Origin of the sequence: Polaribacter atrinae, assembly GCF_038023995.1 — a bacterium.
GTDB lineage: Bacteria > Bacteroidota > Bacteroidia > Flavobacteriales > Flavobacteriaceae > Polaribacter > Polaribacter atrinae.
In genome coordinates this window covers 2,583,128-2,609,969 of the sequence record NZ_CP150660.1, presented here as the reverse complement: position 1 = coordinate 2,609,969, position 26,842 = coordinate 2,583,128, and the positions used below count along the sequence as shown (strand labels likewise).

Below are 26,842 nucleotides of genomic sequence, written 5' to 3'. Positions count from 1 at the left end.
ACTAAAATATATGTCAGATTTTAAAGGAAAATTATTCGTTTTTTCAGCACCTTCTGGTTCAGGTAAAACAACCATTGTACGTCACTTATTAAAACAAGAACGGTTTAATTTAGAGTTCTCTATCTCTGCTACTTCTAGAGAACCTAGAGGAGAAGAAATAGATGGTAAAGATTATTATTTTATCAATTTAAGAGAATTTAAAGATAAAATTAAAAGTGATGAATTTTTAGAATGGGAAGAAGTTTACAGAGATAACTTTTACGGAACTTTAAAAACGGAAGTAGAAAGAATTTGGGCCTTAAAAAAACATGTTATTTTTGATATTGATGTTGTTGGTGGATTAAGAATTAAACACAAATTCCCAAAAGAAACCTTGTCTGTTTTTGTAAAACCACCAAGTGTAGATGAATTAAAAATTCGTTTAAAAAAACGTTCTACAGAAAGTGAAGACAAAATAAACATGCGTATTGCAAAAGCCTCTGTAGAATTGGCAACAGCACCTCAGTTTGATAAAATTATAAAAAATTACATTTTAGAAGATGCTTTAAAAGAAGCAGAAGATTTAATGAGTGATTTTTTAGGGTTAGAACAAAATAAAAAATAAAGAAACAAGAAAAGAAATATAAGACTATAGAAGCGTAAAAAAGCTCTAGTTTTATATCTCTCTTCTAATATCTTTAAAAAAATATGAGTAAAATAGGTTTATATTTTGGCACGTTTAACCCCATGCATATTGGACATTTAATTATAGCCAATCACATGGTAGAAAATTCAGATTTAGATGAAATCTGGATGGTTGTTACACCTCACAATCCGTTTAAGAAAAAAAGCTCTTTATTAGATAATCATGAGCGTTTTGAAATGATTTATAGAGCAACTGCCAATTACCAGAAAATTAATCCGTCTGATATTGAGTTTAATTTACCACAACCTAACTACACTATTCATACGTTAGCTCATATTTCTGAAGTACACCCAAACAAAGAATTCTGTTTAATTATGGGTGAAGACAATCTAAAAAGTTTACATAAATGGAAAAATTATGAAACAATTTTAGAACATCATCACATTTATGTATACCCAAGAATTGCTGATGGTGTTATGGATGATCAATTTAAAAACCATCCTAAAATTCATAAAGTAGACGCTCCTATTGTACAAATATCATCTACCATGATAAGAAAAGGTATAAAAGACAGAAAGAACATACAACCTCTTCTACCTAAAGAAGTTTGGGACTACATAGATGAAATGAACTTTTACAATAAATAAGTTAAATTATATTTATATCGTTCATAGACATAATAAGCTGTGTGAGGGTTTCGTTGTATATTTGCTAAACATCAAATAAATATTTGTGGCTAAAAAAGATAAAAAAAAGGGAAAACTTAAACAAAAACTAACTGATAAATACAGATTGGTTGTTTTAAATGAAGACACTTTTGAGGAACGTTTTTCATTAAAACTATCAAGATTAAATGTATTTGTCTTGGGTGGTTTTTTTTCTATATTATTAATAGCTGGCACCATTTTATTAATTGCATTTACTCCCTTAAAAGAGTATATTCCTGGTTACTCTTCTACTGCATTAAAAAGAAAAGCAGCCAATTTAACTTTTGAAGCAGATTCTTTAAAAATTAAATTAGCCGTCTTAGAAAACTACACAAAAGCATTAAGACCTGTTTTAACAGGAGAAATACAACCAGAAAGTATAGACTCTATACAAGCAGAAGCAAGACATCGTTTTATAGACGATAGTGAATTAGCTGCTACAAAAGAAGATTCTTTATTTAGAGAAAAAGTAGAAAGTGAAACGTTGTTTTCTATTGAACAAAATGCAAAAAGCAATGTTAAAGTGGTCTTTTTTGCTCCGTTAAACGGTACAATATCTCAAGTTTTTGATGCTACTTCTAAACACTTTGCTGTAGATATTACCGCAAAAAGCGGAACACCAATTAAAGCAACTGCAGATGGTACTGTTATTTTTTCTGGCTGGACTACAGAAACAGGCTATGTAATCATTTTAAAGCATGATAAAGATTATATTTCTGTTTACAAACACAACGGAAACTTATTAAAAGAACAAGGAGACTTTGTAAAATCTGGTGAAGCAATTGCTACTGTAGGATCTACAGGAGAGCTAACAACAGGACCTCATTTACATTTTGAACTTTGGAGCGGTGGTTATGCCGTAAACCCAACAAATTTTATAGATTTTAAATAATGAGCATCAAGTCATTTTTTGCAATTCCGTTTGCTAAAATAGCAACAAAAAAAGTCTACAAATGGGCCAATAACCCACACAAAACTCAAGAAAAAGTTTTTAAAAACTTAATTTCTAAAGGAAGTAAAACAGCTTTTGGAAAAGATCATAATTTTTCTACCATTACCAGTTATCAAGATTTTAAAAAAGAGGTTAAAGTTACAGATTATGAAGGTTTAAGACCTTATGTAGATAGAATTGTAGCCGGAGAATCTGATGTTCTTTGGACAGGAAAACCACTTTATTTTGCAAAAACTTCAGGCACAACCTCTGGAGCAAAATTTATTCCGATTACCAAAGATTCTATGCCAACGCATATTAAAGCAGCAAGAAATGCTTTGTTATTTTATATCAAAGAAAAAAATGACGCAAGTTTTGTTGATGGAAAAATGATATTCTTACAAGGAAGTCCTGTTTTAAGTGATAAAAATGGTGTGAAACTGGGTAGATTAAGCGGAATTGTAGCACATTATGTTCCGCAATATTTATTAAAAAACAGGTTACCAAGTTGGGAAACCAACTGTATAGAAGATTGGGATACCAAAGTAAATGCTATTGTAGAAGAAACCATTAATGAAGATATGTCTGTAATTAGCGGAATTCCTTCTTGGGTACAAATGTATTTCGAAAAGTTAATTGAAAAAACAGGGAAATCAGTTTCAGAATTGTTTCCAAATTTTAATTTCTTCATTTATGGAGGCGTTAATTTTGAGCCTTATAAAAATAAGTTCGAAAGTTTAATTGGTAAAAATATTGATTATATAGAACTATATCCTGCATCCGAAGGGTTTATAGCGTACCAAGATTCTCAGACAGAAAAAGGAATGTTGCTACAATTAGATTCTGGTATTTTTTATGAGTTTATTCCTGCAACCGAGTTTTTTGATGAAAACCCAACAAGAATTTCTTTAAAAGATGTAAAAATGGGTGTTAACTATGCCATCATTTTAAATACAACAGCGGGTCTTTGGGGTTATAATATTGGTGATACTGTAGAGTTTACATCAACAAAACCTTATCGAATTAAAGTTACCGGAAGAATCAAACATTTTATATCCGCCTTTGGCGAACACGTTATTGGTAAAGAAGTAGAAAAAGCACTAAATGACTCTATTAAAGGGACAGATATAAATATTAGCGAATTTACGGTAGCGCCACAAGTAAGTCCAGAAAGTGGTTTACCGTATCATGAGTGGTTTATAGAGTTTGAAAACGAACCAGAAAACTTAGAAGATTTTGCAGCTAAGATTGATGCTTCTATGCAGGCTCAAAACATTTATTATATCGATTTAATTGAAGGAAAAGTTTTACGTCCTTTGGTGATAAGAAAAGTGAAAAAAGGTGGTTTTCATGAATATATGAAATCTATTGGTAAATTTGGAGGACAAAATAAGATTCCGCAATTATCTGATAATAGAAAAATTGCTGATGTTTTAAATAATTTTTTAATTAAGGAGTAATAAAATACAAACAAAATGGGAGGAGATTTTTTATTTTTAGGATTAGCAATAGCTTTGGTTATTGTATACTTTTACAATAAATTTAGAAACAGACGTTAATTTTTTTTGTCATAGCGAAGAATGAAGCAATCTAATTATAAAAACAGATTCCTTCGTTATTCTTCCTCGTAATGACGGATTCATAAAAAATACAAATGAGTACAATTAGAATTACAAAACAATTTAGTTTTGAAACAGGCCACGCCTTATATGGTTATGATGGTAAATGTAAGAACGTACACGGGCATTCTTACAAACTTTCTGTAACAGTCTCTGGAACTCCAATTAAAGACAGTACCAATGTAAAATTTGGAATGGTCATTGATTTTGGTGATTTAAAAAAGATTGTAAACGAAGAAATTGTAGATATTTTTGACCATGCAACCGTTTTTAACAAAAACACACCACATGTAGATTTGGCTAAAGAATTAATAGATCGAGGACATCATGTATTATTGGTAGATTACCAACCAACCAGTGAAATGATGGTAATAGATTTTGCTAAAAAAATTAAAAATAGATTGCCAGAAAATATCAAACTTCACGCTATAAAACTGCAAGAAACAGATTCTAGTTTTGCAGAATGGTATGCAAGCGAAAACTAAATACTTAAATTTTGATTAAAAAAAAGAGCCAATATTAATAAATAATATTGGCTCTTTTTTTTGAATTATATTTAATTTACTACCACTGTAATAACATTGCTTTTAACAGGGTTAAACGCATTAGAAGTTCCATCTTCTACTTCTACATAATAGTAATGCGAACCTATTGTTAAAGTTGTTGCATCTGGCGTTGTATACATACTCTCTGTAGCACCTTCAATAACATCTCCATCTTCTGTCTCTGTAGCACTTTTATACCATTTATAAGTATAAGTTGGCGCAGGTGTAGTAGCATCTAGATCTGTGATTTCTGTAGATAATTCAACAGTAGCATCACCTGTAATAACAGTAGTAGGGTTTGCTGTAATTACGACACTATGTGCTACTGGCTCTAAATTATCGTCTTTATCATCACTACATGAAGTTGCAAGAATAGCTGTAATAAATAAAACTGATAAAAATTTAATTGAAGTTTTCATTCTATAATTTGTTTTTAAGATTATACCCTTAAGATGTTAATATCTTTGAAAGGTTGCGTCTTAAAAAAATTACTTTAAACACAATATTTTAAACAACTACATATCAATAATTTAATCATAAAAAATATTATGCTTCTTAAGTGTCATAACTATTTGTCATAAAAAAATAAAGAAAGTATGTTTATATAGTAATAAATTAAATGAATTAAGTTTTAACTCACTAAAGAAAATATTACTTACTTACTTACTTACTTACTTACTTACTTACTTACTTACTTACTTACTTACTTACTTACTTACTTACTTACCATTAAAAGTATTCATGGTGTTATTTAATCCTGCAGTACCAAAAGAGGTAATTACTTTTGCTGATGTAGGCAAACGCTCTATAAACTCACTAGTTTCATCTTTATTCCACTCACCAAGCACATAATCTACTTGCCTACCTCTACCATAGTTACCACCAACTCCAAATCTAAAACGAGCGTATTGTTGGGTATTTAATTTTTCTTGAATATCTTTTAAACCGTTGTGTCCGCCAGCAGAACCTTTTCCTTTTACACGAATTACACCAAAATCTATATTTATATCATCTGTAACTACTAAAATATTTTCTACAGATATATTTTCTTTATCCATCCAATATTTTACTGCTTTTCCACTTAAATTCATATATGTACTTGGTTTTAGTAAAATAAATGTTCTTCCTTTAAAACGAAAGGCAGCTACATCACCTAGCTTTTCAGTCTCAAAAGTTACGTTGTATTCTGCTGCAACCTCATCAAGAATTTTAAATCCAATATTATGACGTGTATTTACATACTGTTCACCAATGTTACCTAAACCAATAATTAAAAATTTCTTCATCAACTCTCCTTTAGATTCAACTTTAATACCAAATATTTTAGAAAAAAAGTTTGTAAGATTCATTCTTCAAAAATAAGAAGAATTAAATAAATTTAGATTGCCTAACTATAATTATAAGCGCAAAAAAAAGCGCTACAAATTTGTAACGCTTTTTGTAATTTATGTGTGCAAAATAATTTATTCTGCAGCAGCTTCTGTAGCTTCTTCTTCATCTTCATCGTCTGCAGAAACAGTAGCATTACGAGATGTTCTTACTTGAACAACAACTGTATTGTCTGGGTGCATAAATGTATACCCTTCTGTTGGTAAAGATGTTATTACTAATTTATTTCCAATTTTTAATTTAGAAATATCTGCAGTTACAAAATCTGGTAAGTTAGCAGGTAAAGCTTTTACTCTTAATTTACGGTTTGTAAAACGTAAAGAACCACCATTTAATACTCCTGGAGAAGTACCAGTTAATTTTACAGGAATCTTCATTGTAATTTCTTTATCATCAAATAATTGATAAAAATCTACGTGAATAATCTTGTCTGTTACTGGGTGAAACTGAATGTCTTGTAAAACCGCTGGTATTTTTTGTCCATCAACATCAATACTTGCTGTATAAACGTTTGGAGTGAATACCAACTTTTTAAATGCTTTTTCTTCTGCTGAAAAATGTATTGGGTTTTCTCCTCCGTATATAACGCAAGGAACCATACCAGCATTACGTAAGGCTTTAGTTGCTACTTTACCTACGCTTTCTCTTTTTGATCCTTTAATTGTAATTGATTTCATTACTTTTTTTATTAATTATTTACATTAAAAATTGTCCACTAATTGAAGTATTGTCTTGCACTTTATGCATAACATCCGCAAATAATGGCGCGCAAGATACCACTTTTATTTTAGAAGTCTCCTTTTTTAACGGAATAGTGTCTGAAACAATCAATTCTGTTAATCCTGAGTTTTCTATTTTCTCATAAGCACCACCAGAAAGTATTGGGTGCGTACAAATTGCTCGTACACTTAACGCTCCTCTTTCCATCATTAAATTTGCTGCATGTGCTAACGTTCCTCCAGTATCAATCATGTCATCTACTAAAATAACATTCTTACCTTTAACGTCTCCAATTAGTTCCATGTGACCAATTTGATTAGCTTTAATACGTTGTTTATAACAAATAACAACATCACAGTGTAAGTGCTTAGAGTATGCATATGCTCTTTTAGAACCTCCCATATCTGGAGATGCTATTGTTAAATTATCTAATTTTAAGCTATTGATGTAAGGCATAAAAATAGTAGAAGCAAATAAGTGGTCTACTGGCTTTTCAAAGAAACCTTGAATTTGGTCTGCATGTAAATCCATCGTCATAATTCTAGTTGCTCCTGCAGATTGTAATAGATTAGCAACTAATTTTGCTCCTATGGCAACTCTTGGCTGATCTTTTCTATCTTGTCTTGCCCAACCAAAATATGGCATCACCGCTGTAATATGTCTTGCAGATGCTCTTTTTGCAGCATCTAACATTAATAACATTTCCATTAAATTGTCTGCATTCGGAAACGTAGATCCAATAATAAAAACGCGTCTTCCACGAACAGATTCTTCAAAAGCTGGTTGAAATTCTCCGTCACTAAAGTAGGTTGTTTTAACTTTTCCTAAAGTAGTATTGTACTCTTTTGCAATCTTTTCTGCCAAAACTGTGCTTTGTCTGCAGGCAAAAAGTTTTGGTGCTAATTGATTTGTAGGCATTTAGTTGTTTTTTTGTTGTGTTGTTGTAAGTTTACAAAAGTAGAAATTATTTATTGAGTTTCGAATTAATTTTTTCACTTTAAAATAAAATAATTTTATACATTTGCAGTCTTATTAAATTTTTGCTCAAGTGGCGGAATTGGTAGACGCGCTGGATTCAAAATCCAGTTTTTTCGGAAGTGCGGGTTCGATTCCCGCCTTGAGTACCAAAAATCCTTTAAAAACATTGTTTTTAAAGGGTTTTTTAATTACTAGGGCTACCTATAGGGCTACAAACTAGATACAACAAGTCTTATTTTACTTAATCCTTAGAAAATATTTTTTCTAAACTCTCTTTAGAATAAAAAAATGCATTTCCCTTTTTTTTAAACTCAAGCTTACCCTGAATTCGATAATGCATTAAATCGCAACTTTGAATTTTTACCTTTTTTAGAGTTTCTTTACTCGAAAGCCATTTTTCATTCTCATTCATAACTTAACCTTAAAATATTAAACAACAGTGATTTAGTATCATTTTCCTGATTTATTTATAAAAATCCTTTCTACATGGCGGAGTTCATCCATATTTAATTAAATTGCACACTTAATCAAATTTACATAAATAATTGATGACTTCGAATCAAGAATCTTTAAGATTTTCAGGACATGATACCTTTCACTGCAAAGAGCAGTGGATATTAAAAGGGATTCAACTTATTGATAACCAGGTATCTAAAAACATATTTAGCACTGACAACGCTATTCCTTTATTAGGAGTGGGTAAAAATATGGTAAGATCTATTCAACATTGGCTGAGAGCTTTTGGCATTTTAAACAAAGAAGATACTTTAAGTGAGTTTGCAAATTTGCTTTTTCTTACAGAAGAATTAGACCCGTATTTAGAGAATGAGGGATCATTATGGTTATTACAGTACTACTTATGCAAGACCAATCATTCATCTATTTTTCAACTTATATTTTCCCGTTACTTTTCAGATAAAGCCACTTTAGAATTTTCTGAATATCAAATATTAAATTACGTAAATAGAATTCTTGTTGACAATGACCAAAAGGAAATAGCAATAAAAACATTCAATTCAGATTTTAAAGTTTTCATTAGAACATATGTTTCTCCTGTCAAAAATGAAAAGACCATTGAAGATGACTTCAACACTCCTTTACTTAGTTTAAATCTAGTAGCTGATACAGGTAGAAAAAATGATGTGTACCAAACAGTTTACAGATTAAACAGAAATATTCAAGAAAGTATTTCAAGTGAGATTTTCGCTTACTGCTTGTTACATGAGTTTGAAAATGAAAACTCCGTGAGTTTTGATAGAATTAGAAAAACAGTTGGTTCTTACTTATGTTTATCAAACGAGGGATTAGAAATTCAAATAGATAAACTTTGTGAAGAAGAAAATCAATTTGTTTATAAGGATGATGCAGGGGTAAGACAATTACAATTTAAAAACAACTCAAACGAGTTTAAAAACAATATGTTGAGAAACCATTATGGAGTACATTAATAATATTTCAACTAACATAGTTAGGGACGAGTTTAAACAATTAGATTACGTTGTTACACCTAATACGAAAGAGATTTTTGATAGAATTTTCGTTAATAATTATGGTGCAAACAAATCTTTTAATTTAATTGGTAATTACGGAACAGGTAAATCAACATTTCTTTGGGCGCTTGAGAAAAATTTAAAAAAAGAACAACTATTTTTTAATAACTTAACTCCAGAAGAAGGTAGTGTTGTTGATTACGAGTTTATAAAGATAATAGGAGAAAATGACTCTCTTTTAAATATATTAGCAAAAGAACTTAAACTTAAGGGAGATTTAGATAGCTCTAAAATTATTTCAGCTTTAGAAAGAAGAAGAATAAAAGCTTCGAAAAAAAAGAAAGGTATTGTTCTAATAATTGATGAATTCGGGAAATTTTTGGAATATGCTTCTAAAAATGAATCAGCTGATGAATTATTTTTAATTCAACAAATATCAGAGTGGGCGAACGATGATTTAAATGAAACTTATTTCATCATAACATTACATCAAAATTTTTCAAGCTACGGAAATAATTTATCTGATCAAGATAAATTAGAATGGGAAAAAGTAAAAGGAAGATTTGTAAACTTAGTGTTTAATGAACCAGTAGAACAGCTTATTTATTTTGCTAGTAAAAAACTGAAAGAATTTAACATTCCCATAAAGGTAAAGTCAGATTTTAAAAACTTACTTAAACTAATTTACTCATCAAACCTAGTAAGTCATAATAAGCTTGTTAATGATGAATTAAGTAATTCATTATATCCTTTAGATTGGCTTTCATCAAATGTATTAGTTAATTCTCTTCAACGATATGGACAAAATGAGAGATCATTATTTTCCTTTTTAAATGATGATACTGATTATTCAATTAAAAAATTAAAAGAAAATTTTTATTCTGTTTCTAACGTATATGACTACTTAGTAAATACGCTATCTACAGAAATTAATAGCTCAGATAACCCACATAGATCACAATGGCTAACTACATTTAGAGCTCTTGAAAGAGCCGAATTAGCTTTTGAAGATGATTATAAACAGGTTTCTGAGGTTATTAAAACTATTGGTTTAGTAAATATTTTCTCTAAAGTAGGTGGGCTTTTTGATAAAGCTTTTATTTCTAGATACTTTAAACTAACTAGAAAGGTTGATATAAATTCAATTCTAGACAGACTTGAAAAAACAGGGATAATTAGGTTTTACAAGCATAGTAATAAAATCAATTTTTTAGAAGGCACAGATATTGACTTAGAACAAGAATTGATAACTGTAAGTAAAGAGATTAATCCTGATTTTTCTATTTCAAGTGAAATAAAGAATCTAGTAGATCTACCTATGTTACTTGTTAAAAAGTATTCTTTTGAAACTGGTACTCGAAGATTTTTTGAATATAAAGTATTTGACAACTATAATGAGCTTTCAGAAGCTGAAGGAGTAATTGACGGGTATATTAATTTAGTATTTGATGATATTAAAATTTCTGACATTAAGAAAAAATCAAAAAATTACATTTCTAATGTTTTTGTATTATACAAAAATTCTAGCCAGATTAGAAACGAAGTATTGATGATTCTTAAATTCAACAAACTATTAGAGAAACATCAAGATGACAGAAATGCATTAAAACTTTTGAATTCAGAAAGAGAGTTTCATATACAACAACTAAAAAACCTTGCAATTAATCAATTGTTTAATAATGATAAGAATGTTTGGATTAATGATGGTAAAACAGAAGATATCGTTAGCAAGCATAAATTGTATGAGTGGTTAACAGAAATTTGTTATAAAATTTACCACAAGACACCTGTTTTTAATAATGAACTTATTAATAAAGAATTCTTAAGTACACCTATAAATACGGCAAGAAAATATCTAATAAGAGCACTATTAGAGAATGAACATCTTGAAAACTTAGGTTTTCCTGATGAAAAATTCCCTCCTCAAAAAGCTATTTATATAAGCTTGTTAAAGGAGTCGGGCATACATCAAAAAAATAATAAATTAGGATATTACGAGTTGAGTAAACCAAACAGAAACTCAAATCTATATCAGCTTTGGAATGAATCTGAATCGTTTTTAAATAGTTCTTTGTCTAATAAAAGAAACCTATTAGAATTTTATGAACTGTTAGAACAAAGTCCTTATAAGCTTAAGAAAGGACTTATAAACTACTGGATTCCAATGTTTTTAATTGCGAAAAAGGAAGACTACGCATTATTTCACTCTAATGGTGGTTTTGTTCCATTTATAACCGAAGATACTATTGATTTAATTTATAAAAAACCTCAAGATTTCTTAATTAAAAGTTACGATGTTTCTGGTTTAAAAGTTAATTTACTTGAAAGCTACAAAGAGTTAGTTCAAATTGGAGATTCAAATTCAAAAGGAACTCAATCTACTTTCTTGTCTATATTTGGAAATTTCTTAAGGTTTCAAAGAGGATTAAACAACTACACCCTTAAAACAGATAAATTATCAAGTAAAGCAACTAAACTAAGAGAAGCTATATTAACTTCTAAAGACCCTGAAGACGCTTTATTTAATTTATTCCCAACAGCATTAGGCTTTCATTCGTTATCTATAAAAGAAGACGAAGAAGTTCTTAATTCGTTTACAAATCACATTCAAGATGCAATAAGAGAAATCCGTAATGCTTATGATGAATTATTAAATAGAATTGAGAAGGTAATTATCGATGCTTTCTATGGCTCATCACTAGAATTTGAAACTTATAAAAAAGAAATCCAATCTAAGATTAGTGATATTAACCCAGCAACTTTAGGAAAAGTTCAAAATGTTTTTTACAGACGTTTAATTTCTCCTTTAGACGATAGAGTAAGTTGGATTAAATCTGTTGCAGATGTTGCTTTAGGAAAAGGATTAGAAGAACTGCTAGACGAAGAAGAACCTTTGTTAGTTAATACTATAAAAGATTTGTCTTTAGGTTTAATAAAAGCATCCGAAATTCGTAACTTTAATAAAAATTCTGATAAAGGAACTTTATATTCAATCCGATTTTTCGGTGAAACAGGTGAGTATGTTGATGATAAATTGGTTGTAAACACAAACACCTCCAAAGAATTCACTTCAATAAAAGATAAAATTAGTGAAACAATTAGTCAGTTGGATGAAACTAAAAGAAAAGAACTTTTGGTAGAATTGCTGTCTAAAGAAATGAATATTTAATTATGGCGAAGGTGAAACATTTATTGGGTATTTCTGGAGGTAAGGATAGTGCTGCATTATCTATTTATATGAGTCAAAAATATCCTGAACTTGATATAGAATATTACACTTGCGATACAGGAAAGGAGCTAAAAGAAACTTATGATTTAATAGGTAGACTTAATTCTGTTTTAGGACGAGATATAGAATTATATAAATCCATGGATGAGGATAATTCTCCAATGAAAAATCCTTTTGATCATTTTTTAGCAATGTATGGTGGTTATCTACCTTCTGCAACTGCTAGATGGTGTACTAATAAGATGAAACTACAGCCTTTTGAAACTTATGTAAGCGACGAGCCAACAATATCTTACGTTGGCATTAGAGGTGACGAAAACAGGGAGGGTTACATTTCCAAAAAAGAAAACATTCAAACTATTTTTCCTTTTAGAAAAAACATATGGAGTGAGGATGTTATAAAAAAGCTTTTAATCAATTCTAATATGGAAATGGTTAAAGCGTACTATCAAGAATATGCTAATAAAAATGTGTTGCCTAATGCATTGCAATACGTTGAACAGCTTATTTCTCCAAAGTTTACACAAACACAAAAGCTAAACGCTTTAATGGATGTAGATTTAAAACTGTTTAATAAAGTTGTTTTTGAATTTTTGAAGACCACAGATTATCCAATTGGTAAGTTAAATGAGTTTCCTTTAATTGAAAATGATGAAATCATTGGTTTAGATGATGTTTTTCAGATTCTTGAAGAATCTGGAGTGGGTATTCCTGCTTATTATAAACCAATAGAATATCAAGTAGAGATTGATGGTGAAATAAAAAAAGGAACTTACTCTAGAAGTAGATCTGGTTGCTTTTTCTGTTTTTACCAACAAAAAATTGAGTGGGTTTGGTTACTAGAACAGCATCCTGAATTATACGCCAAAGCTATAGAATATGAAAAAGAAGGTTATAGCTGGATGGCTGAACGTTTAGAAGACTTAGAAAAACCAGAACGTGTTGCTTCTATAAAGAAAGAACACTTCTTAAGAATGAATAGACAAAAGAAAAAATCTAGAACTGGACAATCTTGGCAAGACGATATTCTTGAGGCAGAAGGAGAAGGTTGCGCTAGTTGTTTTATTTAAATTATTATGAGGATAAAAGTTACAAATTGGAAAATCTCAACTTTAATAAAAAGAAGGGATAAAATTAATGAACAACCTGAATACCAAAGAGGAAAAGTATGGACTACTGAAAAGGAAGCATTATTGATTGATTCTCTATTAAGAGGTATAGATGTTCCTAAAATTTATTTAAGGGTTGTCAGCAATAAACTTCATGATTATGAAGTAGCAGATGGACAACAGCGTCTAACAGCTATATTTAATTTTCATGACGGTGATTTTAAATTAATAAATAAAAGCATTAAGGGACTTCAAGTTGGTAAAATAGGTGATGAAATAGTTGGAGGTAAAAAATTTGATGAATTACCATCTGTATTGCAAGATAAAATTTTAGATTCAGAAATAACAATTTCAATTATTGAGGATTGTAGTGAAGATGAGGTTAGAGTTCTATTTGGAAGATTACAGGAAGGAATTACTTTAAATGCGGCTGAAAAGAGGAACGCTATCATAAGCTCTGCTGGCAAACATATTGAAAGTATTGTTTTGAACCATAATTTTTTTGATAAATGTAAAATTTCTAAAAAGAGATTTAAACATCAAGATTACTTGGCACATGTTTTTTGTTTAATGTTCTACAATAATTCTGATGACCTCAAAGGAGGATTAATTGAAAGATTTTATTTAGATAAATCAATTAATGTCAGTCTTACTGATTTAAGAAAAGTTGATAAAGTTCTTGATTTAATTTACGACATTGATCATTCAGGAGGTAAACGAATAGTCAATAAGTTTACATTTATTGATATTTTTTGGTTTTTATTTAGAAATATTGGGAACAAAAGTTTTAATGTAGCTGATTTCAAATTAGAATTTAATAAATTTGAGGAGAATAGATTAAAAGAAAAGGATAATTTGAAGAAGTTAGCAGGTGAAAAAACTCAACAATCAATAAACTTATATAGTTATATAGTAAACTATGATAGATCCGGATCTTTAAGTGATAGTATTGATGAAAGAGCAAAAGTTTTTGATAATATGTTTTTAAAATATTTAAATTAATAAATATGGCTTTTACCGATGACCATTTCCCATCTGAAATGTTGGAGAGTTTTAAAAAAAAATCTAGTATATTTTTTATTGGAGCAGGCATTTCAATGGATGCAGGTTTGCCGAGTTGGGGAAAATTAATTTCTGATTTAATTGATTTGGCATCAAAGCAACCATGGTGTGGAGAAGATAAGATAAGAGAATATAAAAAGCTTTTAAAAGATGGAAATAATTTTCTTTTGTTAGCTGAAGAGTTAAAAAGTGAGCTAGGTAGTATTTTTTATAATTATATAGAATCAATTTTTGGACAACCAGATATTAAACCTACACCCACAATGGAATCTATCTTGAAGGTTAAATCAAATATTATTCTAACATCTAATTACGATAGACTTATTGAAAACACATACACTAAATTAAATGGGTATCCGCCTCCAACATTTACATATAGTCAAAGCAGAGAAATTGCTAATAACTATTGGAAAGAGAAGTTTTTTGTTTTGAAGGCTCATGGTGATGCATTTTCAGATGTTCAGGGGATTATATTATCTCAACGAGATTATAGAAAAACTCTTTATAGAGAAATAGGATATAAGAGTATCTTGCAGTCTATTTTTTCTACAAAATCTGTTTTTTTTGTTGGTACATCTATGACAGACCCTGAATTCAATTTATTATTAGATTATTTGCATGAGTCTTATTCAGGAGGAGGTCCAATACATTATCTTTTAATTAGCAAGGACAAGGCTAATCCAATTATACAAAAACGATTTTTTGAGGATTTTAAAATACAAACTATAATTTACGAAAATCATTCTGGTAATCATGCGGAAATCAAAGAGTATATAGATGTATTGAAAGTTAAAATTAGTAGTTAACTTAATGCAAGGAATTTGCAAATAAATACAAATGCTATTAGCTTTTCATATTTATAATATATAATCATTTTTAAATAAGTAACACTTAATTTATCATATTTTTTGTCCTTTAAAGCTTATTGAAAATAAACTTTAATTGTATCGATTAGGTATTATAGGAAAGAAACATTAACGTTTTTGCGGTAGTTTTTTATTCGTCTACAAATTTTATAGTTTTCTTAATATTCAAAACTTTATCAAATTTAGGTATTAAATCTTGATTTTGATTTAGCCTGAACTCAATATCATCTCGGTTCCACCAATCAGACCATAGTTGTTTCTCATTTAATTTCTCTAATGCTTCGGTAAGTGGATTTGTTATTTGAGTGCTCACTGCAAGAAAAAAACCAGCTGCATCATGATTTTCTATTGTATCTCTAATATCTTGGACTTTACCTTTACCAACAGAACCATTACTTGCTTTACACTGACCAACTATTTTTAATATTTGAACAGGTGGAATATTTTTAATAAAACTTTCTTTTACTATTTCCCAGTCAATTATTAAATCCCGTCCTTTATCCCCTGAAAAGTAGGTGCAGCAACACGTACTCTTTTAACCTTCACATCACGTTCAAGAAGACTTTTTATTAATAACTCAAATTGAGTGGGACATGGATTTTTTATCCATTCGAAAACAGGAATTGGAAATAATATTGATGATTCAAGATTGTGACGTTCTTTTATTAATTCTTTTTCTTCTTTAAAGGCAATTAATCCAGAATCTATACTCTTTGCTATTATATAATCAGCTCTTATGTTAATAATAAAATTCTCAATAACTATGAATTTGTTAATTTTATTAGATTTATTACTGTTTAAAGATTTTGACACTTCTTCAATTTCTCTAATAGCATCGTATTTAGCAAAATTATATGTGTTTGAATCAATTAATATTTCACCATTAATTCCATTAATTTTTTGAGGTTTATAATTAAAAAATTTAATTATATTGGATAGGTAATCTATTAAAGAATTTGACTTTATTATCGTTAAATCATTGTCTATATCATAAACGATAGAGTATGAGGGTTTAATTCTGCTTCCAATATTATATCGAGAGATTTTGGTTGTGTATACAATAAGACTTGATTCAACGTCATAACCTCTTTCGTTTATTAAATTTTCTTCTGTCATGCACTCTTCACATGGACAACCAATTAATCCCCAAAAAGAGGATCTCCATTCGAACAAATATTTTATTAAAGTCTCAATAAATTCTATATTACCGTTAGATGATTCTTTATATTGTTCTGGATAAATATATCTCCCCCAAATTTCATCATCAATACATGGGTGTGCAATATCAAAAATTGAACAGGAAATTTTAGCTTTTATTTTCAAGAAACTTGCTAACATTAAGCTAATTACAATATGTATATCACTTCTATCTCCGTTATAGACTACATCTTGAGTTCTAACCAGAAAATAAAAACTTATTTTCTCTTCTTCAAGATTTAAAAATAATGTTAAGCCATCAATTTCTCCAGTAAAAATTTTAAAATAATTTTCTCCATAGCGTTCCATAATGAACGAAAAAGAATGACAAGTTTCTTTTATTCTATCATGCAATTCGTCATTTGTTTTTTTCATTGGGAGTAAAGCGTTTTAAAATTATCGCTAACTACTTTATAATTAAATGATTATTCATTTAATGTTTAGATAATATATTAATTTATAGTCCTACGAGCTGATTTTTGTTATTAGATAATTAGAAAGCTCAGTGTTTTTAAATAATTGAAATAAGACTTGATTAATTTTTATTTCAGTTATTTTAGATTTAAGCTCAGTTTTGCTTCTAAAATCTTTAATATCTTCTTTAATATCAATTTCTAAATATCCTCTATTTACAAACACTTTTAAAGGCATTCCTAGGTTGCAATTTTTAGTTTCAAAACCATATTGATGTTCTTTCCAGGTCTTACTAAAAACATCCATTAAATCGATTGTTTCAATTACATTAGATTTATTTTCTAAATATAACTTATGTAAAGAAATTAATAAAATAATTTGATGAGGAGCTAGCTCTCCTCGTGCTTTATCTCTTTTTAGATTATCTACAAAATCTTTAATATCCATTATTATTTTCAATTATTTAATTTATATAAATATAAAAAAAGGACTAAACCTTATTAAGTTCAGTACTTATAAAACTAAGCTTTACTTAATACATCTTCTGTTACTTGTTTAGACTGTAAAATAAGATTAAGCATGCTTGTTCCTACAGTGATATCTAGATTTTCTTCTTGTATCTTTTTCTCTAGTAGGAGTAAACCACCGTTTGTATAATTTTGCATAGTAATATGTAAACGTTTCTTTATAGCTTCAACTGTTTTTTTTCCTTTGTCAAGTTCTATAAGATCATCTTCAATATCGTCCGTCTTTGCTATTACAGCCATAAACAGATATTCTTGAAGATTGGTAAAATCCTCTCTAACATAGCTTTTAGTACTTCCCCAGTGCTGTATTGCATGACTAAAATCTTTTAATTCTGCAGTTTCTGGCAATTCCTCATATTTGTTATTGTATAACCCTAAGAAGAAGGCGTAAATGTATAACTCATAATTGTTACTAAATATCTTTCCTTTATCCTCTCTATCTATTTCAGCTCCTCCACCTTTTCTAGTTAATGATTTAAAAAGGTGTTCTAGATTTTTATCATATTTTGGTGTGGACTTTTTCCACTCGTCAAATAATTTATCCATAATTTATAGTTCTATTACAATAGAGTTAGTGGTTTCAATTTGGTTTTCAATAGAGTTCTCATCAAGTTTAACCCATAAAGACTTATCCTTTACAATATCGTCTTGATAAAAACTACTGTCAATACTTATCTTTTTATTTTCATCCTCCTTAATGAAATCTTTAACAAGTATTATACATTGATCTGTGTTCTCTTTAAATGAATTAAAGAAAGAAGGATACTTGTTGCTGTCAAAAGTAGAAAGGGGCGCATCTAAAATTAGAGGATAACTTTCGTTAGCTTCATTTTTCACCATTTTTGAAATAGCTAATAGCAAAGATGTATGGGCAAGAACCTCTTGCGCTCCATTTAAAGCAAAAGGATTATTAAAATTATCTAAAACTTTAAATTCAACTTGATTTTGGTTTCCTGATTTTGATTTGTATAATTTCAATTTCCCTGTATACGCACCTTCATTAGTAGATTGGAAAATTTCATTAGCCTGTTTTTCAAGATCAATAACTAGAGTATTGAATTCTTTTTCAGTAGTTTCAGTAGTGATTGTCAATACATCTTTTAGAAGATCTTGAGTCTTCATTAGATATCCAGCAACATTAACTCTATCAATATTGTCTTTTTGTTTTTGAAAATCGTCTAACTCGTCTTTTTTAGACTTTATAATATTAGTTAAACTACTTAAATTACTATTTTCCTCCTTAATACTACTATTTAATCCTTTAAAATCCTTTAAAATAGTAGCAGCACTCCCTACATCTATATTTGAGCCACCGATAACTTTTGCTCTCTCTGCTTCTTCTTTTTCTCTCTCTGCTATTATTTTATTAATATCTGATTTTCTACTTTCAACAAATTCAAAATTGGCAGAAATCTTAGACTCCATCTTGATTATGTTAGAAATATTTTCATCTTTAGAATCTGAAATTTTTGTCAAAGAATTAATGTAATTATTTTTGAAAAGTTGCTTTTTTTCAACTACATCTTTCTCGACAGCTTCAATATATTCTTGAAGTCTATTATACATGAATTCATAGGCTTCCGAACCCTTAACAGCCTCTCTGTTGCATACCTTACATAGTTCTGCTTCTATCATCTCCTCCATATGTAATCGAGTAGGAGCTCCGATCGGTAAAGGTATAATTCCGTTCTTTAAGTTTTCAACTGCTTTTTTTTCACCTAATTTTTGCTGAAACTCATTTTCTAATTTTCGCTTAGCTTTTGAAACTTTAGCTATCTTAATTTTATACTCTTCAAAAACAGGTTTATAATTCGTTAAAATCCAATTTTTGTCAAATAAATCTTGAGTGTAATTTTCACATTCTCTAACTCTAACTTGCAATTTACTTATCTCCTTTTCTTTTATTCTTATCCTTTCCGAAAGAGTTTGGTAAGCTTCAGCATTGTCAATGATATTCTCATATTTATCAATAGAAGTTCTTATCTTTTCAATATTAATTTCATGTTGATGTTTTTCACTTTCTTTATCAGAAATCTCTTTTCTAAGATATTCTATTTCCTTACTTAAGCGATCATATTGTTGTTTTCCTTTCGCACTTTTCTTCCCTGCTGAAGTTACAGCATTTTCTGCACGACCTACAAAATATTCAGCTTTTGGTATATATTTTTTTAAATGAGCAGTATCAGAAAACATCTCAATTAATATTGAGAGAGCATCTTTGTTTTCAAAGACCTTTAAATCTGTTTCTCCTTTAAACATACTATAACGTCTAATTCGCTCATCAAACATTTCATCTCTTAATGTTTTTGGGAAATCTACCTGATATCTTTCTCCAGTTTCTTCCTCTCTGATACCTGTCAAACTAGGTTTAGATATACTAATACTATCGTCGATTTTCTTAGCAATGAATAATTTTTCAATTGTTTTAATCTCATTATTCTGGCTAACTGTCATTCTTACAGAAACAGGAACATCAATCCCCTCTTTAATTTCATTATGTATTGCCTTCTGACTAATAAGCCCCTCTAAATTAGAGTCATAATCATTAAATACCCATTCAATTGCTTCAAAAAACTTAGTTTTTCCATGGCCATTTGCACCATGAATAATATTTACTCCCTCTACAAAATCAAAAACATTTCTTCCATAATAACTTTGATAATTGGTTATTACAACTTGTTTAATCCTCATAATTATATATTATTATTTAAATAAATATTAATTTTATTATACAAAGCAATATCATTAATACCTTGGTTACTTTCTAATTCATCAACCAATATAGCAATAGTCCTAATAATTGGTATTTCTGATACTAAAGCTCTTGTAATATTACTAGGTATAGCTGTTTCTTCTAATTGATATTTTTCTTTTATAAGTTCGTGACTTATAAATTTTTTAAAAATTTTATTCTTATTCATTTTATAAGTTTTTTTTTAGTTTTCTATGTTATTTATATCATAAAGGCTAATATTGTAGTGCATGCAGATTTCAGATAATTTTTCATAAACTTCAGCTTTATTGATCGCTAATGAGAAAAAGTTTTCAACTCGCTTCATCTCATTTAAAATAAAAGATCTTTCAGTGTTAAATGTTTCATCATTTTTATCCATATCTAATTTTGGAATCACTACTAAATCATGAATATATGCAAACTGTTTCCCTTTAGATTTCCTCAAAACCCTTCCTCTCCTCTGTATAAATTGTCTAGGATTTCCTGTACTAGCACAGAAAATTGCCAATTCAGCACGAGGCACATCAACTCCCTCATCTAAACACTTCATTGATGTTAAAACATGTAAATCACTTTCTGAAAATTGTTTAATAACACTTTTTCTGTTTTTTGTCTTAGAAGTAAATTTTCGTGCCATTATTGAATAGTCAATATCTGTAATTGCTTTAGTATACTGGTCTATTAAATAAATATCTTCTTCATTTTCTACATAATTATCTTGAAGAATATTATCATTATTTTCAAGAACTCCCTCGGGAGTGTAAATTAGAGTGTATTTAAGATTGCCTCTTTTACTGAACTCTTGATTTATTATTGCTTTAAACTTTGGTAGTTTATTTTCAGCTTTATGAATTATTCTCTTTCTTTTTAAAAGGAGAATTTCCAATTCTTTACATTTTTTAAATGATTTGGTTACAGGATCTATAAACTTAGCAAGTTTTTTCGAAATTTCCCTATACTTTTCAAATTCATATTCTGTAAGTGACACAACATGTGGATAGTAATAATATTTACATAAATATTCTTCCTCAATTGCTTTTTGCATACTAAAGTTATATGTATAAGGCTCTTTGTCGTTAAAAAAAGAATCAATTGAAATATTACCTGTATCGTCATAAATTCTATTTGGCGTTGCCGATAATCCAATTCGCTTTTCTAAATGAATTTTAGGAAGTAGTTTAGATATATTAGGAGCGCCAATATTGTGGACTTCATCAGCAATGAAAATGGTTTCCTTTGGTAAGTCTCTAAAGAAATTTTGAAATTTATCTTTTACAAATGAAGCATATGTTGCTACCACAATAAATGAAGGGTTATTGAGTCTTGAAAGGGTATTGTAAAATGATAACTTGTCTTTCCATTTATCTTTACTACTAACAGTAATTATATTTGAATAATTAAATTGTTCACATTCCTTTTTCCATTGCTCTACTAACTCTAGAGTGGGGACCAAAATAATAGCTTTATAAGAGGTTTCATGTTTATACTCGTTTAACAAACAATTCAGAGCAGTTAATGTTTTACCTGTCCCTGTAGCCATAGCAAACAATCCTTTCTTATTATTTTCAACCCAACTATCATAAGCTGCTTTCTGGTAAGGTCTTGGTCCTTCTTTATATGGAAATTTAGGCAGAAGAGCCAACGCCTCTAAATGTTCAATTTTTGAGTAAGCATTTCGTAAAGATTTCTCTAAACATAGATTAGAAGCAAGGTCTTTCTTTTTCTGGATAAGTTCTTTTTCCTTCATCAATAGCTGGTCAATATCCTTGTCTCCAAATTCACTTTTTACAGCAACCATTACATCAGAGATATCTAGATAATTAACAAAATCAGCCTCTTCATTAAAAATTGTATTAAAGTATGCTACTTGAGAATCAATCTTTGAGTTTGATAAATCATTATCCCATGACAAAGAACACTCTAATCTTTCTAAGTTTTCAACTAGTCCAAAAGCAGTGAAGTTACAAGAAGCATTAAATGCAACTTTATTTTCTCCATCACTAAAAATACCTGTCTTAAAGTGAGAAATTCCCTTTCCCTTTGGTTGTATTATTTTTATTTCAATCTTTTCTGTTGAAATCAACCAAGCCAAGCACTCAAAAAAATGCAGACTATATTCATCTAAAGTTTTCCTAAGAGATTGAATATCTTTTATTGAGAAATTGATTGCTGAAGTCTCATTATATTGTCCCTTTTGTATTGCCTCCTTATCTTTTTCAGACAAGATATTGTTTATAGCAATTCTCATTTTTCCACCAGAATAAATAAAACTAGCAAAGCCCAATGACAATATATTAATTGCAGTAGAACTAAAATAACCTAACAGCAGATCAAAACTCTTACTATTCGAAAGAGCATCTATATAAAACTCTACTGGTTCATTTTCACTCCCTGTACTGTAATCTCTATTTTTTGACCAATCAATAGTCTTTAGCATTTTTTTAGTAATTGTAGTTAATACTCTATTCTATTGAAATTCTAATTATATTTTTTGCTTTTTTAATACCTATAGCTTTTAGAACATGTGAAATTTCAATAATTTCAGAATTACAAGCACTTCCTGTAGAGGCAACAAATTCTTTTGATTTAAGCATTAAATATTCTTCAGCTTCAAAATTGTTTAATGTTATACTTATTACATGAGGAGCAGTTTCTACATTTTTGAAATTTACTTTACCTATGTTATTGTCTTCATAAAACACTTCAACTTCCTTTCTTCTATTGGTTAACTTTTGATTTTTCTCTTCAAACTCCTGTGATACAATTTCACAAGCTTTACCTAAACCAACAATTAAAGGTGTGTTATATGTTCCTCCTCTTAATCCATTTTCCTGTCCACCACCATGAATTATAGGAGTTATTTCAATGTCTTTCCTTTTATATAAAACACCAATTCCTTTTGGCCCGTTTAGTTTATGGCCAGAAAAACAAAGCATATCAACACAGTCCTCTTCAATATCTACTGTTACTTTTCCAACAGCCTGTGTTGCATCACAGAAAAAAGTAATATCCATACCCCTACAGAACTCCCCTATTTTTTTTATTGGTTGAATAACTCCCGTTTCATTATTCACATGCATAATTACAACAAGTAAGGTATTATCTTTTACGGAATTCCGTAATTGATCTAAGGAAATAAGTCCATTCTCATCTACATCTAAATATGTAACCTCAAAACCCTTTGTCTCTAGATACTCGCAAGTAGATAACACAGCTTTATGTTCAGTTTTTACTGTAATGATATGGTTTCCCTTAACTATATTAGATTCCACATAGCCTTTTATAGCTAAGTTTATAGATTCTGTTGAACCAGAAGTGAAAATTATTTCTTTTTCCTCACAATTAATGATATTTGCAGTTTGTTTTCGTGCATTTTCAATAGCGTCTTTAGATTTTCTTCCAAACTGATGGTTACTTGACGCATTACCAAAATAGTCAGAAAAATATGGCTGCATAACTTCTAGTACTCTTGGATCTATTTTAGTTGTAGATGCAGAGTCTAAGTATGTAATTTCCTTTTTCAAATTAGCAAATATTTTTTTTATAAAAGTAAAAAAAAAAGGAATAATGAACTATTAATTAGAGCATCAAATTTAAGAGGGTTTCAGTAAACTTTAAAAAAACATTAAGATTTAAACAACCTTAAACTAACTTGAGATATTTAGAAGTAGTAAAAATTTCAACTTTTATTAATTCGCAGTAGTGAGTAATTTGAGAAAAAACGAACTGAATTAAAAAAATCACTTTGTTTTTAGAACCTTTTTAATATCAGAGATAACACTCTAAATCCAGAGATTACACTACTATAAAAAAAGCAAATTACTTTGGGTTTTTAAATATATAAGCAATACCAAACATTAGCCTTAAGGAATTAAACAAATGAAAAAAGTCAATAGTTGTTTAGGTTTAAAACTATAATAATTGTCACCCTCATTTAGACACTTTATAGCGTATTATTTACCCATATTTCGCCTTGTCTCATCACTTATAGGTGTTGGTGTTAAAGTGTGTCCGAAAAATAATAGTACTTGATTTACTTTCCCTGACATTAAGTTTGGTTTCCCTTGTTCAAGTTCACGTACAAAACGCAATCCAACTCCTGTAAAGTCTGATAACTCTACCTGTGTTAGTTTTACCTTTTTACGTCTGTCTCTTACAAATTGAGCTATACTATTCTTTCTATCCCAGTTATCCACATTATACCTTTAAGGGTACAATATAATAAAACCCACCTAAATTACACCCTTATAGGTGTAATTTAAACCCCTCAATAAAATTATTTACCCAGTACTAAACACTAGGATTAACAACTTTATTACAGCATTTTACTATCATTAGAATATAAGAAATCATTTTACTTTTAAACCTTTTTTTAATCCCGAGATTACACTCTATAAAATTATAAAAGCAGATTGTTTTAGAAATGAGACTTAACACCGATAGAACAGGCATTGTATATTTATATAAAAGCATAAATGTCTCTTTATATAAAGTTATAGCAATTTTTACTTTTAAAACTTACTCTTGTAGTTTTTCCGTTTTAAAAATGATTTGATTTTCTCTTCATAGTAATGATTAGAAAATCAGATTGTTTTTAAAATGAGCCCTAGCGGCAGGCGACACATTATGTCCTATTCTCCTAATCAAAGAATTTTATTTAGAACATTCTATTTTAAAAAACATCAATTTGCTTTAAAAACCTCTTAAATTATTCTCTATTAATTTTTAAATTGGTTCAATTTCTTATCTATTAGATTATCAATATCAGCAAATTTTCTACAACCAAGTTAACTCATTAGCCCGACTATCTGATAAAATTTTAGTTATTTTTTCCCCTCCAGCCCTATTTTACTTCATTAAGTAAAAAAAATACGCTATTTTTTACTTTTTAGAATTGCAAGTTCCGCTGCAAATCAACTCCTATTTTTTATAGGCAAGACATTTTTATGTAACTGAATTTGTTAAAATTCATGTGCATAAAGATACATCTTGCTCTCTTCTTTTTAAAACCTCTGATAAAATATACAACGCAATAATGATTATAAAAATTAAATTTTAAATTCATTAAAAGCAAAAAAAATAAACGGAAATTTTTATATTATAAATAATTTAGGGATTCTTGTAAATTACCCCAATAATATAAATCGATAAAATCATTTTCACCAAATTATATAAAACTACAAAAACACAATTATAGAAAAGTATAAAAACATATATGTATAAGTGTATAAAATCATTTTAACACAATTATATAAAACCACAAAAGCATAATTATATAAATATATATGTATGTATAAAATCATTTCACCAAATTATATAAAACTACAAAAACATAATTATAGAAAAGTATAAAAACATATATGTATAAGTGTATAAAATCATTTTAACACAATTATATAAAACCACAAAAACATAATTATATAAAAATATATATGTATAAAATCATTTCACCAAATTATATAAAACTACAAAAACATAATTATAGAAAAGTATAAAAATCTATTAAGATATAAATAAGACAAATAAGAAAGCAAGCTTAAATAACTAAACAACAATCAAAACCGTCTAGACTCCCCTGTTAACTCAATAAAATTAAATAATTCATATAATCTATCAGCAACTCGGACTCCGTAGTACCTTTTTATTTCATCTATCGATAAATTTGTTGTCACAAAAGTTTTAATACCGTATTTTTTGAAATTATTATACCTTATCTCTAAAATCCTCCCCATTAATTTTTCTCGAACCCCCCAAGAATTTGCTAATTTTTCTGTACCTAGATCATCAAAATGAATATTCCCCGTAGTAAGTCGTTTAACCACCTCCTCACCATTTATATTATAATCTGTAATTACATCATGAACTGATACATTTTTAAACCACAAGTGCTTTAAATTGTATTTTAAGCTAATGTTTTGAATAATATCAAATATTGAAGACTTACCCGAACCACAATCACCATAAACCAATAAACCTTTTCTTAATTCTCCATTAGTTTCTTTTTCAAAATCAATATTATCAGTAAAGTATAAGGATATCAATTTCAAAAATATCTTATTATCATCATCTATAATAAATTGTCTATTCATTTTTAAAAAATACTCAGTAGCTTCTTTAAATAAAATAGCTTTAAATTCTTCTGTAGTCATTTTATTGTCTGTTTTAATTATTGGGTTTCTAACTTTTTTATTGTAATCTCTTTCTTTTTTTTCGAGCGCAATTCTTTTTTTTCTTTCTTTTTCAGGCTCCATTCCTATTTTTATTTTAAATATCTGTCTTAAACTACTCATGATTTTCTTGGATTTAATTTCACTTTTTTCTTTAAATAATTATTAGGTTTATTATTTAATAGTTTATTATTATCCTTAAAGATATCTTGTATAGGCCTATTAAAGTTTACTTGTATAGGCTTATCAAATATTGTTATATACCTATTCAAGATTTCTTTAGTACCCTTATCTCTGTATAAATGCCTTTTTATATACCCAAATTCTTCTAGTTGTTTAAGCCAAAAATTAATTGACTGTGTAGATACTTTGTACAAGTTTTCAAAGTATCTATTTGTTGCATAACAAAAACCAAGTTGATTCGTTAATGAAGTTATTTCTGAGAATAAAATTTTTGCATTTGGTGTTAGTCTTTTATCATACCTAACAGGTGCAGGTAAAATAGCGTAATAAGAAGGTTCTTTCGATTCCAT

General features: G+C 28.7%; 26 protein-coding genes and 1 tRNA gene. 11 read left to right on the top strand and 16 right to left on the bottom strand.

Annotation, left to right across the window (positions count from 1 at the left end; genetic code table 11):
* Nucleotides 1–10 precede the first annotated feature (10 nt).
* From gmk to WG945_RS11440, 5 genes are all read left to right on the top strand, one after another.
* A complete protein-coding gene (gmk, locus tag WG945_RS11460) occupies nucleotides 11–604 on the top strand; it encodes a guanylate kinase (protein ID WP_068449119.1) in 594 nt (197 codons plus the stop codon).
* A gap of 83 nt (nucleotides 605–687) precedes the next feature.
* On the top strand, nucleotides 688–1,272 hold the full coding sequence (nadD, locus tag WG945_RS11455) for a nicotinate (nicotinamide) nucleotide adenylyltransferase (protein WP_068449117.1): 585 nt from the start codon (nucleotides 688–690) through the stop codon (nucleotides 1,270–1,272).
* An 85-nt stretch (nucleotides 1,273–1,357) separates the two neighbouring features.
* Nucleotides 1,358–2,224 carry a M23 family metallopeptidase gene (locus WG945_RS11450; protein WP_068449113.1) on the top strand — a complete coding sequence of 289 codons (867 nt, stop codon included), beginning with the start codon at nucleotides 1,358–1,360 and terminating at the stop codon, nucleotides 2,222–2,224.
* Complete coding sequence (locus tag WG945_RS11445) at nucleotides 2,224–3,723, top strand: GH3 auxin-responsive promoter family protein (RefSeq protein WP_068449111.1); 1,500 nt, start codon at nucleotides 2,224–2,226, stop codon at nucleotides 3,721–3,723. Before WG945_RS11450 ends, WG945_RS11445 begins: the two co-directional genes overlap by 1 nt.
* 194 nt (nucleotides 3,724–3,917) lie before the next feature.
* A complete protein-coding gene (locus tag WG945_RS11440; protein WP_068449109.1) occupies nucleotides 3,918–4,367 on the top strand; it encodes a 6-pyruvoyl trahydropterin synthase family protein in 450 nt (149 codons plus the stop codon).
* Nucleotides 4,368–4,438: 71 nt separating this feature from the next.
* On the opposite strand, the gene WG945_RS11435 is transcribed toward WG945_RS11440, so the two are convergent.
* From WG945_RS11435 to WG945_RS11420, 4 genes are all read right to left on the bottom strand, one after another.
* The gene (locus WG945_RS11435) at nucleotides 4,439–4,846 is read right to left on the bottom strand and encodes a hypothetical protein (protein WP_068449107.1); all 408 of its coding nucleotides are present in this window, start codon (nucleotides 4,844–4,846) and stop codon (nucleotides 4,439–4,441) included.
* Between the two features lie 300 nt (nucleotides 4,847–5,146).
* The gene (gene pth, locus WG945_RS11430; protein ID WP_082864211.1) at nucleotides 5,147–5,713 is read right to left on the bottom strand and encodes an aminoacyl-tRNA hydrolase; all 567 of its coding nucleotides are present in this window, start codon (nucleotides 5,711–5,713) and stop codon (nucleotides 5,147–5,149) included.
* Between the two features lie 177 nt (nucleotides 5,714–5,890).
* Nucleotides 5,891–6,493 (bottom strand): 50S ribosomal protein L25/general stress protein Ctc, encoded by a 603-nt coding sequence (locus WG945_RS11425; protein ID WP_068449102.1) that lies wholly within the window; start codon nucleotides 6,491–6,493, stop codon nucleotides 5,891–5,893.
* A 19-nt stretch (nucleotides 6,494–6,512) separates the two neighbouring features.
* Nucleotides 6,513–7,454 (bottom strand): ribose-phosphate pyrophosphokinase, encoded by a 942-nt coding sequence (locus WG945_RS11420; protein ID WP_068449097.1) that lies wholly within the window; start codon nucleotides 7,452–7,454, stop codon nucleotides 6,513–6,515.
* Between the two features lie 124 nt (nucleotides 7,455–7,578).
* Between WG945_RS11420 and WG945_RS11415 the strand changes: the two genes are divergently transcribed.
* Nucleotides 7,579–7,663 (top strand) — tRNA-Leu (locus WG945_RS11415).
* Between the two features lie 92 nt (nucleotides 7,664–7,755).
* Here WG945_RS11415 and WG945_RS11410 read toward each other — a convergent pair.
* Complete coding sequence (locus WG945_RS11410) at nucleotides 7,756–7,926, bottom strand: hypothetical protein (protein ID WP_197482068.1); 171 nt, start codon at nucleotides 7,924–7,926, stop codon at nucleotides 7,756–7,758.
* A 136-nt stretch (nucleotides 7,927–8,062) separates the two neighbouring features.
* On the opposite strand from WG945_RS11410, the gene WG945_RS11405 reads away from it, so the two are divergent.
* Genes WG945_RS11405 through WG945_RS11385 form a run of 5 tightly spaced genes read left to right on the top strand, consistent with a single transcriptional unit; the run spans nucleotide 8,063 to nucleotide 15,210 of the window.
* Complete coding sequence (locus WG945_RS11405) at nucleotides 8,063–8,962, top strand: DUF4007 family protein (protein WP_068449095.1); 900 nt, start codon at nucleotides 8,063–8,065, stop codon at nucleotides 8,960–8,962.
* Nucleotides 8,949–12,173 (top strand): ATP-binding protein, encoded by a 3,225-nt coding sequence (locus tag WG945_RS11400; RefSeq protein WP_068449093.1) that lies wholly within the window; start codon nucleotides 8,949–8,951, stop codon nucleotides 12,171–12,173. Before WG945_RS11405 ends, WG945_RS11400 begins: the two co-directional genes overlap by 14 nt.
* 2 nt (nucleotides 12,174–12,175) lie before the next feature.
* Nucleotides 12,176–13,303, top strand: coding sequence for a phosphoadenosine phosphosulfate reductase family protein (locus WG945_RS11395; RefSeq protein WP_068449091.1), 1,128 nt, complete (start codon nucleotides 12,176–12,178; stop codon nucleotides 13,301–13,303).
* Between the two features lie 6 nt (nucleotides 13,304–13,309).
* Nucleotides 13,310–14,344 carry a DUF262 domain-containing protein gene (locus WG945_RS11390; protein WP_068449089.1) on the top strand — a complete coding sequence of 345 codons (1,035 nt, stop codon included), beginning with the start codon at nucleotides 13,310–13,312 and terminating at the stop codon, nucleotides 14,342–14,344.
* A 5-nt stretch (nucleotides 14,345–14,349) separates the two neighbouring features.
* The gene (locus WG945_RS11385) at nucleotides 14,350–15,210 is read left to right on the top strand and encodes an SIR2 family protein (protein WP_068449088.1); all 861 of its coding nucleotides are present in this window, start codon (nucleotides 14,350–14,352) and stop codon (nucleotides 15,208–15,210) included.
* 190 nt (nucleotides 15,211–15,400) lie between these two features.
* Here WG945_RS11385 and WG945_RS11380 read toward each other — a convergent pair whose 3' ends face one another.
* The 11 genes from WG945_RS11380 to WG945_RS11330 form a co-directional block, all read right to left on the bottom strand.
* The gene (locus tag WG945_RS11380; protein WP_394364775.1) at nucleotides 15,401–15,721 is read right to left on the bottom strand and encodes a hypothetical protein; all 321 of its coding nucleotides are present in this window, start codon (nucleotides 15,719–15,721) and stop codon (nucleotides 15,401–15,403) included.
* Between the two features lie 32 nt (nucleotides 15,722–15,753).
* Complete coding sequence (locus WG945_RS11375; protein WP_068449082.1) at nucleotides 15,754–16,842, bottom strand: hypothetical protein; 1,089 nt, start codon at nucleotides 16,840–16,842, stop codon at nucleotides 15,754–15,756.
* A 90-nt stretch (nucleotides 16,843–16,932) separates the two neighbouring features.
* The gene (locus WG945_RS11370) at nucleotides 16,933–17,328 is read right to left on the bottom strand and encodes a hypothetical protein (RefSeq protein WP_068449080.1); all 396 of its coding nucleotides are present in this window, start codon (nucleotides 17,326–17,328) and stop codon (nucleotides 16,933–16,935) included.
* Between the two features lie 74 nt (nucleotides 17,329–17,402).
* The gene (locus WG945_RS11365; RefSeq protein WP_068449078.1) at nucleotides 17,403–17,954 is read right to left on the bottom strand and encodes a hypothetical protein; all 552 of its coding nucleotides are present in this window, start codon (nucleotides 17,952–17,954) and stop codon (nucleotides 17,403–17,405) included.
* 3 nt (nucleotides 17,955–17,957) lie between these two features.
* Nucleotides 17,958–20,099 carry an AAA family ATPase gene (locus WG945_RS11360; protein WP_068449077.1) on the bottom strand — a complete coding sequence of 714 codons (2,142 nt, stop codon included), beginning with the start codon at nucleotides 20,097–20,099 and terminating at the stop codon, nucleotides 17,958–17,960.
* Nucleotides 20,100–20,101: 2 nt separating this feature from the next.
* Entirely contained in the window at nucleotides 20,102–20,329 is a 228-nt protein-coding gene (locus WG945_RS11355; RefSeq protein WP_068449075.1) for a hypothetical protein, read from the bottom strand.
* A 15-nt stretch (nucleotides 20,330–20,344) separates the two neighbouring features.
* Nucleotides 20,345–22,579, bottom strand: a complete 2,235-nt coding sequence (locus WG945_RS11350; protein WP_068449073.1) for a DEAD/DEAH box helicase family protein — start codon at nucleotides 22,577–22,579, stop codon at nucleotides 20,345–20,347.
* 25 nt (nucleotides 22,580–22,604) lie between these two features.
* The gene (locus WG945_RS11345) at nucleotides 22,605–23,666 is read right to left on the bottom strand and encodes a cysteine desulfurase family protein (RefSeq protein WP_231874599.1); all 1,062 of its coding nucleotides are present in this window, start codon (nucleotides 23,664–23,666) and stop codon (nucleotides 22,605–22,607) included.
* Nucleotides 23,667–24,095: 429 nt separating this feature from the next.
* Nucleotides 24,096–24,338, bottom strand: coding sequence for a helix-turn-helix transcriptional regulator (locus tag WG945_RS11340; protein WP_068449071.1), 243 nt, complete (start codon nucleotides 24,336–24,338; stop codon nucleotides 24,096–24,098).
* A 1,359-nt stretch (nucleotides 24,339–25,697) separates the two neighbouring features.
* Nucleotides 25,698–26,432 carry a hypothetical protein gene (locus WG945_RS11335; RefSeq protein ID WP_068449069.1) on the bottom strand — a complete coding sequence of 245 codons (735 nt, stop codon included), beginning with the start codon at nucleotides 26,430–26,432 and terminating at the stop codon, nucleotides 25,698–25,700.
* Nucleotides 26,429–26,842, bottom strand: a complete 414-nt coding sequence (locus WG945_RS11330) for a helix-turn-helix domain-containing protein (protein WP_068449068.1) — start codon at nucleotides 26,840–26,842, stop codon at nucleotides 26,429–26,431. Before WG945_RS11330 ends, WG945_RS11335 begins: the two co-directional genes overlap by 4 nt.